General features: G+C 52.7%; 14 protein-coding genes. 5 read left to right on the top strand and 9 right to left on the bottom strand.

What is annotated here, in order from left to right; all coding sequences use genetic code 11:
• The first annotated feature begins 44 nt into the window (after positions 1-44).
• Positions 45-848, top strand: a complete 804-nt coding sequence (locus EGT74_RS17135; protein ID WP_123847797.1) for an alpha/beta hydrolase — start codon at positions 45-47, stop codon at positions 846-848.
• Between the two features lie 297 nt (positions 849-1,145).
• Here the strand turns inward: EGT74_RS17135 and EGT74_RS17130 are convergent, their stop codons facing one another.
• From EGT74_RS17130 to EGT74_RS17110, 5 genes are all read right to left on the bottom strand, one after another.
• Positions 1,146-2,282 (bottom strand): toxin-antitoxin system YwqK family antitoxin, encoded by a 1,137-nt coding sequence (locus tag EGT74_RS17130; protein WP_123847796.1) that lies wholly within the window; start codon positions 2,280-2,282, stop codon positions 1,146-1,148.
• Between the two features lie 27 nt (positions 2,283-2,309).
• Positions 2,310-3,269 carry a hypothetical protein gene (locus tag EGT74_RS17125; protein ID WP_123847795.1) on the bottom strand — a complete coding sequence of 320 codons (960 nt, stop codon included), beginning with the start codon at positions 3,267-3,269 and terminating at the stop codon, positions 2,310-2,312.
• A 19-nt stretch (positions 3,270-3,288) separates the two neighbouring features.
• Positions 3,289-3,699 carry a VOC family protein gene (locus EGT74_RS17120; RefSeq protein WP_123847794.1) on the bottom strand — a complete coding sequence of 137 codons (411 nt, stop codon included), beginning with the start codon at positions 3,697-3,699 and terminating at the stop codon, positions 3,289-3,291.
• A 260-nt stretch (positions 3,700-3,959) separates the two neighbouring features.
• On the bottom strand, positions 3,960-5,102 hold the full coding sequence (locus EGT74_RS17115; RefSeq protein ID WP_246008238.1) for an RNA polymerase sigma factor: 1,143 nt from the start codon (positions 5,100-5,102) through the stop codon (positions 3,960-3,962).
• Between the two features lie 123 nt (positions 5,103-5,225).
• Positions 5,226-5,579 carry a YciI family protein gene (locus EGT74_RS17110; protein ID WP_123847792.1) on the bottom strand — a complete coding sequence of 118 codons (354 nt, stop codon included), beginning with the start codon at positions 5,577-5,579 and terminating at the stop codon, positions 5,226-5,228.
• Positions 5,580-5,743: 164 nt separating this feature from the next.
• Here EGT74_RS17110 and EGT74_RS17105 point away from each other — a divergent pair, with 164 nt between their 5' ends.
• Together EGT74_RS17105 and EGT74_RS17100 are read left to right on the top strand one after the other, a co-directional pair.
• Positions 5,744-6,427 (top strand): GNAT family N-acetyltransferase, encoded by a 684-nt coding sequence (locus EGT74_RS17105; RefSeq protein WP_123847791.1) that lies wholly within the window; start codon positions 5,744-5,746, stop codon positions 6,425-6,427.
• Between the two features lie 62 nt (positions 6,428-6,489).
• Positions 6,490-6,765, top strand: a complete 276-nt coding sequence (locus EGT74_RS17100) for a hypothetical protein (protein ID WP_123847790.1) — start codon at positions 6,490-6,492, stop codon at positions 6,763-6,765.
• A gap of 42 nt (positions 6,766-6,807) precedes the next feature.
• Here EGT74_RS17100 and EGT74_RS17095 read toward each other — a convergent pair whose 3' ends face one another.
• The 3 genes from EGT74_RS17095 to EGT74_RS17085 form a co-directional block, all read right to left on the bottom strand.
• The gene (locus EGT74_RS17095; protein WP_123847789.1) at positions 6,808-7,677 is read right to left on the bottom strand and encodes a DUF1266 domain-containing protein; all 870 of its coding nucleotides are present in this window, start codon (positions 7,675-7,677) and stop codon (positions 6,808-6,810) included.
• A gap of 584 nt (positions 7,678-8,261) precedes the next feature.
• On the bottom strand, positions 8,262-8,753 hold the full coding sequence (locus EGT74_RS17090; RefSeq protein WP_123847788.1) for a MarR family winged helix-turn-helix transcriptional regulator: 492 nt from the start codon (positions 8,751-8,753) through the stop codon (positions 8,262-8,264).
• 19 nt (positions 8,754-8,772) lie between these two features.
• The gene (locus tag EGT74_RS17085) at positions 8,773-11,211 is read right to left on the bottom strand and encodes an outer membrane beta-barrel family protein (RefSeq protein ID WP_123847787.1); all 2,439 of its coding nucleotides are present in this window, start codon (positions 11,209-11,211) and stop codon (positions 8,773-8,775) included.
• A gap of 154 nt (positions 11,212-11,365) precedes the next feature.
• On the opposite strand from EGT74_RS17085, the gene EGT74_RS17080 reads away from it, so the two are divergent.
• A complete protein-coding gene (locus tag EGT74_RS17080; RefSeq protein ID WP_123847786.1) occupies positions 11,366-13,066 on the top strand; it encodes a GMC oxidoreductase in 1,701 nt (566 codons plus the stop codon).
• 16 nt (positions 13,067-13,082) lie between these two features.
• Entirely contained in the window at positions 13,083-13,562 is a 480-nt protein-coding gene (locus tag EGT74_RS17075) for a hypothetical protein (RefSeq protein WP_123847785.1), read from the top strand.
• A 213-nt stretch (positions 13,563-13,775) separates the two neighbouring features.
• Here the strand turns inward: EGT74_RS17075 and EGT74_RS27215 are convergent, their stop codons facing one another.
• Entirely contained in the window at positions 13,776-14,402 is a 627-nt protein-coding gene (locus EGT74_RS27215) for an SWIB/MDM2 domain-containing protein (protein WP_246008237.1), read from the bottom strand.
• Positions 14,403-14,580: the final 178 nt, after the last annotated feature.

Genomic DNA, 14,580 nt, shown 5'->3' with positions numbered 1-14,580 from the left:
ATAACTAAAAGCAAGTAGCCGCATTTTTTATTTTCTTTGTTACCATGAAACAGTTGCTTCTTTTCGCCCTGATCTGCTTTGTATTGCCCCTATCCGGCCAGGATAGCCTTACGTATTCCCGGCAAAACAACCTGCCGTATCGCAGCGGCCCGCAAACGGATTATATGAAAGAGCGCTGTGTGCTGGATGTGTATTACCCTGCCAAAAAGAAGGGGCTGCCCGTGATCGTATGGTTTCATGGCGGGGGCATTACCGGCGGCAGCAAAAGCATCCCGGCCGAGTTGCAACAGCAGCAGGTGATTGTAATGGCTGCCAACTACCGGCTCAGCCCGAAGGTGAGTTGTCCTGCTTATATCGAAGACGCCGCTGCTGCGGTGGCATGGGCATTCCGGCATGCCTCGGAATATGGCGGTGATACTTCCCGGATTTATGTGGCCGGCCACTCCGCCGGCGGTTATCTCGCTGCCATGGTGGGGCTCGACAAACAGTGGCTCGCCCGGCACAATATAGACGCTAACCGCATTGCCGGCCTGTTCCCCTTCAGTGCCCAGGCCATCACCCATTTTACCATCCGCAAAGAAAGAGGCATGGCCGAAACGCAGCCGCTGATCGATGCATTTGCACCGCTGTACCATGTACGGGCGGATGCGCCGCCCATGGTGCTTTTTACAGGCGACCGGGAAATGGAGATGCTGGGGCGGTATGAAGAAAATGCTTACTGGGCGAGGATGATGAAACTCACCGGGCACAAAAAAACACAGCTGTTCGAACTGGACGGTTACGGCCACGGGGATATGCCGAAACCTTCGTTTTACCTGATGCTGAAGGAGATCAGGGGAGGGAAGTAGCATGTGGATATAATTAGCGGTCGCCACGAGTGGATTCGGGCGCCGGGTGGATCAATGCTCCGGCCGCATTTGTTAGAACATTTCTGCAACTTATCGTTACCCTTTCACAACGTCTCCGTTGTGTATTTCAATGGTTCATCAAGGGGTGGATTCTGGCACCCGGTAGAGCAACAGAACTCAGCCTCCTGGAACTTCTTCGCAACATATGGCACCCTTTCACAACGTCTCCGTTATGTGTTTTCAATAGTTCATCAACGAGCGGATTCGGGCACCGGTAGAACGACGGACCTGAACCTCCTAGAACTTCTCCGCAACATACCGGTACACTTTCACAAAATCCCTGTTCGTATACTTCATGGGCTCGAACAGTTTAAGATCGGCCATGATCTTTTGTTTGTCTGCTTCGGGAATGTGGAGCTCCGGTTTTTTATCGAGGTACCGGCTCAATTCGTAGTCCCATTTGAAAGTTACCTTGTCGGCCGCGTACGCGAATTTCCGCAGGCGGAGCATCGCTCTTTCGTAGTTATACATTGGTTCCAGCGGTTCGAGGGCGATGCAGGTATCCATGTAGCGCAATGCTTCATCGAATTGTCCATCCTGCCGTTTATGAGCGGAGATGTACATATAGGTAGCCGGATCCGACGGGAACAATTCCCGCAGTTTCAGATAATCTTTTTGCTCCGCCAGTTTGCGGAGCAACTGCCTTTGCGGATCGTAGTACGTTTTGTTCGTTTTGAGGTGGCGGACGAGTGAGTCCGATAACAGGCCCGAAGAATAATAGGAAGTCTGGATCTCCTTGTTTTTTACGCGTTTCGTCCGGTGCTTCAGTTGCCCGTTGGGATAGTACAGTTCAAAAAGGAGCAGCCTTTCATCGGTGCGCACTACCCGGCTGGTCATGTTGCCGTTGGTGTCTGTACCGGTGTTGTGCTCGGCGCCGTCCTTGTCGTACGTGTAGCTATGCCGGCGCAGGCCTTCGGGATCGTGATAGAGATGAACGCCCGTATACTTCCCGTTTTCCAGCGTCCCTTCATGGTAAATACTGCCGTCGTAGTGGTAGTCGAGCACCTTGCCGCTGTATGGCTTTCCTTTGTAAAAATAAATATTGCCTTTGCGGGTGAGCTGGTCGGTGGAGGGGATGGCTTTCAGTTCGGCGGGCCGTGCGGCGTATGCTTTGGTGATAATGAACAGCACACTGTCGTACGGCCGGTATTTAGCATGCTGTAACGTTTCCGGGTACTTCAGGATGTTGACGGACGCGATGGCTTCACTTTTCAGTTCCTCGTATGGCAACTCCCGGCGCAGATCATGGCCTGTGCCCACAGGAACGGAGTCTACTACGTAGAGTACTTTGTTTTTCGGCACTACGGCCTGTGCCTGCAGCTGCAACGAGGCGGCAATGAGTGGTACGAGGACAAAATGGATTTTGCGGAACATAAGCATTGGGTATAAGGCGGCATGAATTTACGGATTGTGCGGGAAAGAAAGGCGGTTGTTTGCGCCAAGCTGGTGCAGTACCTGTGTGCCGAGGCCGCTAATGAACATCCGCTGGCTTTTATCGCTGAGCAGTTGTTGTGTCCAGTCCACCAGTCCGCCGTCGCCGATTTCAAACGGCTCTCCCTGAAGATCTGCGATGAGCTTGAACTGGATACCGGTGTAATAGTTTTTGGTTTCATCACGTTCCCGTACCGTAACGGCTATTGCCGGCCGGCTGCGCTGCAGCAGTTCCATGGCAGTGCCGACCAGCGCATGGTTAGCTCCATGGCCCTTTTGCGGCAGCAGGTGGACGCGTATGCTGTTCAGGCCGAATACCTGCCGGAGAATGGCTTCCTGGGCCATCACATGTTCGCACAGTGCTGTTGTTTCCACGATGTACCCGGCGCCCGCGCAGGTCATCGTTGCCAGGGCGCAAACCGCAAAATGGGGGGCGAAAGCAGGATTATCGAGCGCCTGTGCCCTCACGGTTCTGGTGATGGCGCAGTAGCGGTATGTTTGCGCCGGCAACCCGCCGGACTTTTTACCTTCTGTATACAACAGGGCCATCGCATTGGTGGGGTCAGACAGTACTTCGGTATTCCGCAGCGCGGAAATCACTTTTTTCTGGTTCACGGCGGCAACAACGGCGCAGGCGCCCAGTTGCGTAACGGGCGACAGTTCCAATGGCTCAAATCCTTCCTTTTGCAGCAGCCGGAGTATCTGCAATTCTTCTTCCTTCAGCCGTATAACATCCACGGCTGCCGGTTTTACGAATCGGTTGAGCATGTATTTCTGCAGCAGTGCTGCCGCATCCAGTCCGGCTACACGCTGGTTAAACACATCCAGTAAAACGGTATTGAGTTCCGAGGCACTGAGTTGTTTAACCAGCGCGTCAAAGAGGCCGGGTTGATGAATTTTTTCCAGCATTCGCCGGGTTACTTCATCCATATGAGAACTATTTGATGAGCTATTTCTTTGCCGCCACAACCGCCACGTAATGCGGGTTGTACATGATGCCCAGGATATTGCCGAAAGGGTCGAGCACCGATGCGGTGATGAAACCTTCGCCGCGTTCGGTGACGGGCTCGAATTCCGTGGCGCCCATCGTCAGCAATTTCTGCAGCGTGCCTTTGAGATCATCCGTATGCCAGTAGATCATCGCGCCGCCTGGGCCCGGCTGAGCGCCTTTAGGGGCATATTTCGCGTCGATAATGCCTATTTCGTGCTGATAATCGCCCACCCGGAACTCAATATAACCCGGTTTATCAAAATAAGGGGGTATGCCGAACAGCTCTGAATACCATTTTCTAGCTCCTTCATGGTCTGCCGCAAAGAAAGTTACCGTGGCGAATCCGCGTAATGTGTTTGTAGTTGCCATTTTATAGTTTTTTTAGGTTTATGGTTCAAAGCTAGTTCCGGTTATTGACAGCCTTATGTCAGCAGTGCATAAAGGTCCGGAAAATTATTTTCCCGGGGGCTATGGTTTCACTTTTACCGTAAAACCCTTGGCGCGGAGGCGATCAAAAAAGGAATGTTGGGATAATAATGCAGTTGAAGCGGTAGCTGAGCAATCAGGAAAGTTTAAGATAAGACAACTAATTCAGGACAAAATGACCCTACATAACTGGTGAGGTCTTTTTAAAGCCCCTCCAGCATACGCCGGATCGTACTTTTGTCGGCTTCCGTTTTTGCCAGCTGTGAAGCCGCTTCCAGGTGAATACGTGCTTTCCCGTTATCGATACCGGTGTAGAGTTCGCCCAGCAGCGTGTGATAATAGTGATTGTCCGTTAAGGCCAGTTTTTCCGCCTCGGCGATAGCGGCCGGTTTTCCTTTCGTTTTGGACAGTGCGAACGTTCGGTTCAGTGCAGCGATGGGAGAATAGGCAATGGTCAGGAGGCGGTTATAGAGCTGCAGGATGTTTTCCCATTTCTCCGCCGAATCTTCTTTTACGGTGTGCCAGTATGCGATGGTAGCTTCGATATGGTACTTTGATAACTGATCGCCACCGGAAGCCCTGTGCAGATAATATGCTCCTTTGCCGATCAGTTCCAAGTTCCATAGGTTTTCATCCTGATCGTGATACAATACGATTTCTCCATGATCGTTTTTCCTGGCAGGGAAACGGGATGCGTGAAAACACATGAGCGATAGTAGTGCGTTGACGGGTGGAAGGTTTGTGCTTTCATTGCCGGCCAGCAGGTAAGTGAGGCGCATGGCTTCGAGGCAAAGCTCTTCACGCAGTACGGCACCCTGGCTTTCGGAGTAGTACCCTTCGTTGAAAAGCAGGTAGAGGGTGGTAAGCACCGTTTCGAGGCGCCTGTTCACTTCGCCCGGAGCAGGGAAAGTGATCTCCACTTTTTCCTGCCGCAGTTTTTCCCGCGCCCGGTACAATCGTTTGTTGACGGTTTCTTTGTTCGTAAGCAGGGCGTTGGCGATTTCATCAATCCCGAAACCGCAGAGGATACGCAATGCCAGCCCGATCTGCGCTTCCGGTGGAATGGCCGGGTGGCAGATGGCGAATATCATTTGTAACTGGCTGTCTGTGATGTTCCGGTCAGACAGGTCGATATCGATTTCCCCACCCGAAGATGCCTGCTGCAGGGCAGGGGTGATTTTTGCACGAAAGGTTTGCAGGCGGGAGTAGTGATTGGCGGCTTTGTTTTTGGCCACCGTATACAACCAGGCTGCGGGGTTCTCCGGAATGCCTTTGTAGGGCCAGGTTTCGAGTGCGGCCAGGAAGGTTTCGCCGGCGATGTCTTCCGCCAGCTCGATGTGTTCCATGCCGAAATGTTTGCACAATACAGCCGTTATCCTGCTGAATTCGGTCCTGAACAAATGTGGTATGAGCTCCTGCTGCTGCATGTGATAAAGGCAGTCCCCGCCCGCGGGCAGGGACCGCAGCATTTAATGGATGCCGTCTCCTTTGATGATTTTTCTCACTTCCACGCTGTTGCCGTCGCCCTGCAAAACGGGACAACCTTTGGCAAATTCCACCGCTTCGTCCACGGATTCCGCTTTTACAATGATGTAACCGCCGATCGTTTCCTTGATATCGCCGAAGGGCCCGTTGGTCACCACGTTGTTGTGCCATACGACGCGCGCATCCTCGAACGGCAGGCCGTTGCCGTGTTTGAATTTGTTTTGCGCGGCAATCCCGCCAATCCAGTCCATAGTCTGTTTCATCCATACCTGCATCTGTTCCGGGGATGCTACTTTGGTGCCGTCTTCGTGGCGGAAGATTAAAATGAACTCGTCCATTGTGTAATTTTTTAAGTGTTACGGAAAATGTATTTACACTATAACAAATGGAATTCCCTTCTTTGGACAAGGTTAGGGAAAAAATATGGAATTACCGGTACAGCCGTAGGCGGGCAGGGCCGGGGAGAAGAAGTGGATGCGGGAATATTCCTTAACTTGGCCAGATGAATGAAACTTTACTGGATAACCCGGCCTGGAGCGCATTGAACAGCGAGCATGCGGATTTTGCCATGGGCAGCGCCCGTGCCAAAAGGTACCGGCCCGGTGTGGTGCCGTTTACGGCCTGCCGCAACGCCCAGGAAGGTATTGAGGAACTGATACCCTGGATGACCAAAGGAGAAACATTTTTTATCATCGGGCATTTGCCTGTATTGCCGCCGCACTGGTCGCTCGAGCATGAACTGCCCTGTGCGCAGATGGTGCTTGCCCAAACGCCGCCCGCGGTGGCCCGGCAGCACGATGCGGCAACAGTGGAGGAATTGCGGGCGGAAGATGCGCACGATATGTTTCAGCTCATCAATTTGGTGCAGCCCGGTTATTATCACGCAGATACGAGACTGCTGGGCACCTATTACGGTATCCGGCAAAACGGTATGCTGGTGGCCATGGCGGGTGAGCGCATGCGCATGACCGGCTTCGCGGAATTGAGCGCCATTGCCACGCATCCGGAGCATACCGGCCGCGGCTACGCGCAGCGGCTCATTGAACAATTATGCGGCATGCATGCCGCAAAGGGTATTACTTCTTTCCTGCATGTGGCAACAACGAACGAAAGGGCCATCCGGCTGTATGAGCATATGGGATTCCGGCAGCGGAGGGAGATCAGCTTCCATAAAGTCCGCGGCTGAGCATAGGGCTGGCATCATATTTGACGCCCAACAGGTATTCCTCATCCAAAAAAAGTGCTCATATGGACAAAAGAGAAAAAGCATTATTGATGGATAAAATCATCCGGGAACTGGAAGATCTGAAAAATACGCAGTCTTCCCTCGTGAAAAAGATCGGGCAGATAGAAACGGACAACATCAACCTGGGCGATAACGAGCTCGAAAAATCGCTGGGTGATATTTACGACAGCATTGTGGGCGGCACCGACAAAGTGGAGGGCCTGGTAGAGGCTTACAAGGCGAAACGCGACAAATTTGTGGAAGACAACGGGCTGGCGGAATCGCTGGCAGTTGAATAAAAAAGAGGGGGCAGCACGCTCCCTCTTTTTTTATGAAGGTGTTTATTTCCAGGGCAGCGTCATCCAGGGGCTTTTCGGGTCGGTGAGCAATACTTCCATGTTCTGCAGGAATTCCTCCGCTTCTTCTTCGTCCACGCCATTCCACACACAACGGGCAAACTGGTACGAAATCGAGAGATGTTTCCACGATGTGTACACGCGCTGGATGGCCGGTACGCAAAACATAATATGTTCCAGGGCCTGTTCCCGGGTTAAATACCCCGCATCGAAGCCGCCCCGGCTCAGATTGATGATACGGGCGAAGTCCCAGATGAGCATTTCGGGTTGAAGGCCCGGCTCCAGTAATTGTTTTTCGGCAAACAGTTCCAGTGCATCGCGGGTGTTGCGCATATGATCCAGCACCGTTTCCTCGTCCAGGCCGGCGTCTGCCACGTATTCCCGTAAAAAGGCCTTGCTTTCCTTGATAGACACGGTGTTCAGCGCCTGCCAGATGATGTCGTACTCCACGCGGGAGCCGCTTTCTTTGAGGATGGCGATCCTTTCCTGCAATTCTTCCGTGCCGTCGATGTCCCACCAATCCGACAGCAGCTGGCGGCAGGTGGATTTATCGAGGCCGGTGGCCAGGTCGTTGAGATATTGTCCGTTGGCAAACGCCACATCGGCGCCACAGGCAACGGCCCATTGCTCTCCGGTGGAGAGCGTGGCGGCCTCGTTCAGCCGTACGGCATTGACGGCATCGTGCAGGCCCTGCTGGCTGCCAAACATGCTTGCAAACTGGTTGAACTGGTTGCCTAAGTTGGCGGAGAACTGCATGGCCTGTTCCATCTGCTGGCGGTACATGGCGATGGCGTCTTCCGTGAGGCCCATACTGCGGAGTTGCTGGAGGTATTGTTCGAGTTGTTGCTGGTTCATAGTTCCGTGGTTTTTCGTTCACAAAATAAACGGTCTCCGCCGGCAAACAGGATGCCGATCGATTTTCGCGGGCTTTTTTTTGAAATCCGGGGAGAATGGGGGAGGATTCGCGGGGGGACTTAGAGACCGATAGCCGTGTTCCTGTGACTGCCGGCGTGTGGAAAGCAGGTTCATGGCGTCTTAACGATGTGTGGGCACGAAATTAATGGCAGTATAGAAATACAGGGGATGCTATTGCCCGTCGGTGTATGGAAAATAGATTCCTCTCATCTGAACGGTGTGCAGGCGCGAAGTTTAAAGCAGTATAGAAACAAGGGAATACCATTGACCGTCAGTGTATGGGAAATAAGGTTCCCCCATCCGAACGGTGGCAAGCACGAAATTAAAGGCAGTAGAGAACAGGGAATGCCATTGACCGTCAGTGTATGGGAAATAAGGGCCCCCATCAGAACGGTGGCCGGACACGAAGTTAATGGCAGTATAGAAATGCAGTGAATACCCTTGACCGTCAATGCGTGGAAAATAAGCACCGTTAAAGGCAGCATAAGCAATTCAGGCCCGCCATTACAAGGCGGTTCGAACCTCTACTGCTCCGATTTTTCCAGCAGCGCGATCTTTATCCGTTTGAACATGCTTCTTTCATCCAGCGATTTTTCAAGTTCTGAAAGAACCTGCAGAAGGTTGGCGGAGGCGGTGGCCAGCCACTTCCTGTTTTCTTCCCTGATCACGTCGAGAATGGGGCCGATCTGTTTATGCATTTGTTTGCCGGCCGGAGTGAGGGAAATGATGCGGCGGCGCGCGTCTTTTTCGTCGGCCGCGGCTTTGATGAGGCCGCGCGTCAGCAGCTGGTCGGTGAACTGCACTACGGCAGGGTGGCTGAGCTGCAGGGATTCAGATACTTCCGTAATACTCATCGCCTTTTGGCGGCTTAGCAACTCCAGCACCAGGTACCAGCGGGCCTCAAAATCGAGGCCTGATTCTTTGTATACCCTGCTTACATCCTGCGAAAGGCGCTCCGCCAGCCGTTTCAGGCGGGTGGCCAGTGCCAGTTCTTCTAATTCGGTCACCAGATTCATACGCTAAATTTATACAATTTTATCCGGCCCGGCGTTTCTCATCTTCCGCACCACCGGTTCTTCTTCTGGCGCCTGGCTGACTCCCCCCGAATTTATACGTAAAGCTCAGGGTGAGCACGCGGGTGTCCCTGAGCTGGAAAAAGCGTTCTCCATACCCGGTGAGGCGCGTCACCGCACGGGTTTTATTGGTAAAAAACACATCACTGACGTTCAGTTTCAGCGAGGCTTTCTTTTTCCACAACTGCCGCTGTGCGCCCACGTTCACGGCCCAATAACCGTCCACGTCGAGGAAGCCGTAATAGGAGCGGCTTTGATAGGTGCCGATCACTTCCATGGAGGTGTTGGGATTGAGGGTGACGGTGTTGCTGGAATTGATGTTGAACGCCACGCGGCTCACGTTCAGGTCGGTGTTCACCACGTTGCCTTTATAATGGCCGTAATACGCTACTACATTGTTGGTGCTGCTCAGCCATTTGCCAACGGTAACGGGCACACTGAGGCTGATGTTGTAATAATCGTAGAGCGCCAGGTTCCGGAAGGTCTGCAATACGCTGTTCGGTTCCGCATCGGGTGCCAGCACCATCAGGATGTTGTCTTTGGTACGACTGAACCCGACTTTCGTGGTGTACAGCTGCCGGAAAGTATGCGTCAGCTCCACGGATTGCGTGGTTTCGGCATTGATGAAAGGGTTGCCTGAAGACGAAGTCAGCGGGTCAAGGAATACCTTGAAAGGATTCAGCTGGCGATACGACGGGCGGTTGATGCGGCGGCTGAGCGACAGCCCGAGGTCGTGCTGTTCATTAAAGGCATACCCTACGTAGCCGCTCGGGAACAGTTGCGTATAATTCCGGTCGAAGGTTTCGTTGGTGGTCACCTGCAAGCCGCTGGCATTGGTGTTTTCCACCCGCAAGCCCAGTTGCAGGCTGAGTTTCTTCCATTTTTTAGAAGCATTCAGGTAAGCCGCGTTGATGTTTTCTTCGTAGATGAACTGGTTGCTTTTGCCCGGATCGAGCACATCGCCGCCGTTGCTGCGGTTATAGAACTTCACATCGTTATCCGACGTTACCCAGCTGCTTTTGAGGCCCGCTTCGAGCCTGGCGCCGATGCGACGCAATGGCTGGGTATAGTCCGCTTTAACGGATTTGATGCGCAGGTCGCCGTTCAGATCACCGAACAGCACATAAGGCTGCCTGGACGGTTGCATGTTCAGGTCGAAATAAGCGGTGTGGTAGTCCTGCAATTCACCGCTGGAAAAACGGGCATAATCAAGGTCCGCCGTCAGTTCGCGGCCGGTCGTATCCAGCGTATGTTTATAGTTGAGGTTCAGGCTGCCGTTGTTGCGCGCCGGGCTGTTGTTACCGAGGGTGGTAAAGGAACCGGTCTGCTGGTGCTGCGCGTCGTACGACTGCGCCACGCTGTTGGAGCCTACGTTGATATTGGTGAAGATGCCGTTTGCCGACACGCCCACCGTGATATCCCGGTTGATGTTATAATCGGCTCCCACGCGCGCGTTGTGGGAGGATACGCGTAACTTGAAATAGTTGTCGTAGTTGATGCTCCCCGTTATTTCATCTTTGTTGTTATAAAAATCGCGGTAGATGGTGAGATCGTTGAAATCCCGGCGATAGTTGTAGCTGTACGAGGCAAACACGTTCAGTTTTTTGTGTTTGCTGTTGAAGTTAAAGGAAGGGTTCAGTTTCGGATACACGCCCTGGCCGGCACTCAGGGTAATATTGCCATTGGTTCCCGTGCTTTTACCTTTTTTCAACCGTATGTCGATAATCCCTGAATTGCCGGCCGCATCGTATTTGGCGGAAGGATTGGTGATCAGATCGATGGTTTCTATCTGGCTGGCAGACATGCTGCGGAGCATATTCGCAAGGTCCTGTCCGCTCATGGGCACCAGTTTTCCGTCTATCATCACCTGCACGCCCTGCCTGCCGCGCATGGCGATGTTATCGTTCTGGTCGATGGTGATGCCCGGGGCTTTTTCCAGTACTTCCAGCGCAGAGCTGCCTGCCGCGGAGATGGAAGCCGATACGTTCAGCACCGTTTTATCGTAACGCTGCTGGATGAAAGGCCTGTTGGCCGTTACCGCGGCTTCCCTGAGGGTGGTGGTGAGGGGCTGCAGCGCGATGGTGCCCAGCTGTGTATGCTGCTGATGGCTGAAAGGAGCCGACTCGTAGCGTGCAAAGCCCATGCTCTGCGTGGTGATGATGTAATTGCCGGCTGGAATGCGGTCGAAGGTAAAATTGCCTGCGCTGTCTGCATATTCCACTTTCACCAGTTTTTTACCGGCCGGGTGCAGCAGCTGGATCACTACTTCCTGGAGTGCGCCCTGGCCGGAAAGACGCCCTTTGACGGCGTAATGCTGCACCGGGTTTTGAGCCTGCAGGTTATTTACGTAAGTAGTTACATACATCAACAAAAGAAATACGCGGATCTTGGTCGTCTTCATCTGGTCGGGGCTTTTTATGCGAAATTAGGCCGGTGGCGGACTATTTCTGCTACCGTTCATGTATTTAATGTAACTACTTACATAAAATTATCGAGCCGACGCCGGGAACATGCCATGGTTTTTTACTATATTTCTCGAAAGCTGATACGATATTATGATCAACCTGAACCTGAAGGCGAAACCCGCGAACACGTACGATGCCATCGTGATAGGCTCCGGCATCAGCGGGGGCTGGGCTGCCAAGGAGCTCTGCGAAAAGGGGCTGAAAGTATTGATGCTGGAACGCGGCCGGCAGCTGGAGCATATCAAGGATTATACGAATGCCGTGAAGGCGCCGTGGGAGGTGGAGCATCGCGGGAGGTTGACGACGGAACAGAAAAAATCTCATCCGTACCTCATCCGCGAGCGGGTATACAGCGAGTTCAATGAAAGTTACTGGATGAAGGACGCCGACAGTCCGTATACCGAAGAAAAACGTTTCGACTGGACGCGGCCCGACATCGTGGGTGGGCGTTCGATCATGTGGGGGAGAGGGTCTTTGCGGCTGAGTGAGATGGATTTTGAAGCCAATGCGAAAGACGGGATGGGGATCGACTGGCCCATCCGCTACAAAGACCTGGCGCCCTGGTACGATCATGTGGAAGCATTTGCGGGCATCAGCGGTCAGGCCGAAGGGTTGCCGCATCTGCCCGATGGGGTGTTTCAGCCGCCGATGGAGATGAACTGTTTTGAAAAGGAAACGAAAAAACGGATAGAAGCCACTTATCCCGGCCGGAAAATGACCATCTTCCGCACCGCCAATCTCACCGAAAGAATCGGTGACCGCGAAAAGTGCCAGTACCGGAACCGTTGTGCGATGGGATGCCCGTTCGGCGCGTATTTCAGCACGCAGTCGTCGACCCTTCCCGCAGCCGTCAAAACCGGCAATCTCTCCCTCCGGCCCGATTCGATCGTAAACTCCATTATCTACGACGAAGAAAAAGGTAAAGCTACCGGCGTGCGGGTGATCGACAAACACACCAAAGCCGTCACCGAATATTATGCCCGCATAATTTTCCTGAACGCATCCGCACTGGGGAGTACGTTTATATTGCTGAATTCCATTTCATCACGCTTCCCGCAAGGGCTGGGCAACGATCATGGCGTGCTGGGGCACTACCTGATGGACCATCATTTCCATGCAGGCGCCAGCGGTATTTCCGAAGAGTTTGCCGATAAATATTATTACGGCCAGCGTCCCGCCGGTTTTTATATTCCCCGTTTCAGGAATATCGGCACAGACAAACGGTCCTATCTCCGTGGTTTCGGTTATTCAGGCTCCAGCAGCCGCACCGGTTGGTCGCGGGGCATTGCGGAGCTTGGTATCGGCGCTTCCTACAAAGATTACCTGTCGGAGCCCGGGCCCTGGCAAATGGGCCTGATGGGCTTTGGCGAATGCCTGCCGTATTATGAAAACCAGGTAACGCTCGATCATTCGCTGAAAGACACCTGGGGCCAGCCGGTCCTGAAATTCAACTGCGAGTTTAAGGAGAATGAGCGGCAAATGCGGGTGGATATGGACGCGGATGCCGCGGAAATGCTGGAGGCGGCCGGATTAAAAGATGTAAAACCGTTCCAGCGTGATTCTTACCCCGGCGGCGCCATTCACGAAATGGGCACAGCCCGCATGGGCCGCGATCCCCGTACGTCGATGCTCAATGCCTGGAACCAGGTGCACAGCGCGAAGAATGTATTTGTAACCGACGGCGCATGTATGACTTCTTCCGCCTGCCAGAACCCTTCGCTGACGTATATGGCGCTCACGGCGCGCGCGGCGGATTATGCGGTGCAGGAGCTGAAGCGGCAGTCGTTGTAGAATGGAGAATAGCAGCATGGAAGACATGGAATTATTCCGGAGTTTAATAAATGGCGCACGGCAAACGCCGGCCACCGGCTCCCGTTCAGGCGGTGGTGGAAGCAGTTTGATAAAATATGGTGAAAGCGAGGCGCTGATATTGATAAGTATTGCAGAAAACGGTTATCTGCTGCATTTGAACACAGAAAAGGTAACCTATTTGGATTGGTTTTATGGAGATGCAACCTGTGGATTAATCAGCCACGACAGCAAATGGGCGGTGATGGGAGGCGATGATCGGTTCACAGTCTGGAAAGAAGATGTCTGCACTAAAATAGATATAAAAGGAGTTTTCGATGTCCGTCAGATCGGTGAAAAAACACTTCAAATCCTGATTGACCCATGGTGTGAAAACGCAGCAATCTGGGAATTGGATATCGACAGCCTCAAAATGAAACTGGGGAGGCCTTTCTCCGATTACTTCAATAAAGTTTATACGGACAACGTTGTTTGGTGAATCACGAGCGTTCCATCCTGCGGCCGGCGCCGGTTGGGATGTATCGAAAAGCGTCGAAGAGGAGACTGCCCTCCGGGTTGAATCCCGGGAGCATCGTGCAGGAAAATTCACCGGCAAACAGAACAAATGCCGGGAGGAGAGGGGAAACCCTGGTTGCTGACCGCCAACCGGGAACAGCTGGCGGCAGCAGGGGCATTTCTTGAGCGTATCCGCTTATTTAACGTGCTGGTTGATCAGTTTAGCCAGTTCAAACATCGAAATCTGGTCTTTGCCGAATACAGGCTTCAGTTTGCTGTCTGCATTGATCATACGCTTGTTCTTCTGGTCCTGCAGGCCGTGTGCCTTGATATAGTCCCAGATCGCTTTAACAATGGCGGTTCTAGCCAAAGGAGCATCGCCGATCACGGCAGCCAGTGCAGGGCTGGGGGTGAGGGGGGCCATGAACCCTGAATTGGATTTTTCCGCTGTTTTTTTAGTTGCCGTAGCTGCTTTTTTTACTGCTTTTGCCATTGTGAGGTAAATTTTAAGTTCGTTAACACTGCAATGTAATATATTGTTGCATAGGGCGGGTGCAAAATTTATGCCCCAATGCCATAAAAATGAAGGGAAAACAGGGAAACGAAGTGCAAACGTTTCCAAAATCCGGTCCTTTCCGGGCCGTTTGAATGCGGCCCGCAGGGAAATGTTCCCCGCCGGCCGCATGAGGATCACTGCCGCGGTTTTACCTTCCCGGTACTCCGATCGGCCCGCCAGGTGTGAAAAAAATACAAGTATTGGTGAATAAACGACAAGGAATTTCAGGCGAATTACCTGACTTTTACGCCATAATGTTGGTTCCACGAGTGAAAAAGTGCTAACTAACCAAAATCAACTTACGGACTTATCCGCGGAAATTGGAATTGGGGATAACTTTCAGATCTTACTTACAAATCACGTAAAATAAGGGCTGCCGCAGGCAGTACAACTGATCGTAGACAGAACGGACAATGCCGTTATTTTTTTGCCACAAAATGCAAAC

The organism is Chitinophaga lutea, from assembly GCF_003813775.1.
GTDB lineage: Bacteria > Bacteroidota > Bacteroidia > Chitinophagales > Chitinophagaceae > Chitinophaga > Chitinophaga lutea.
This window is presented reverse-complemented; position numbering and strand designations above follow the sequence as displayed.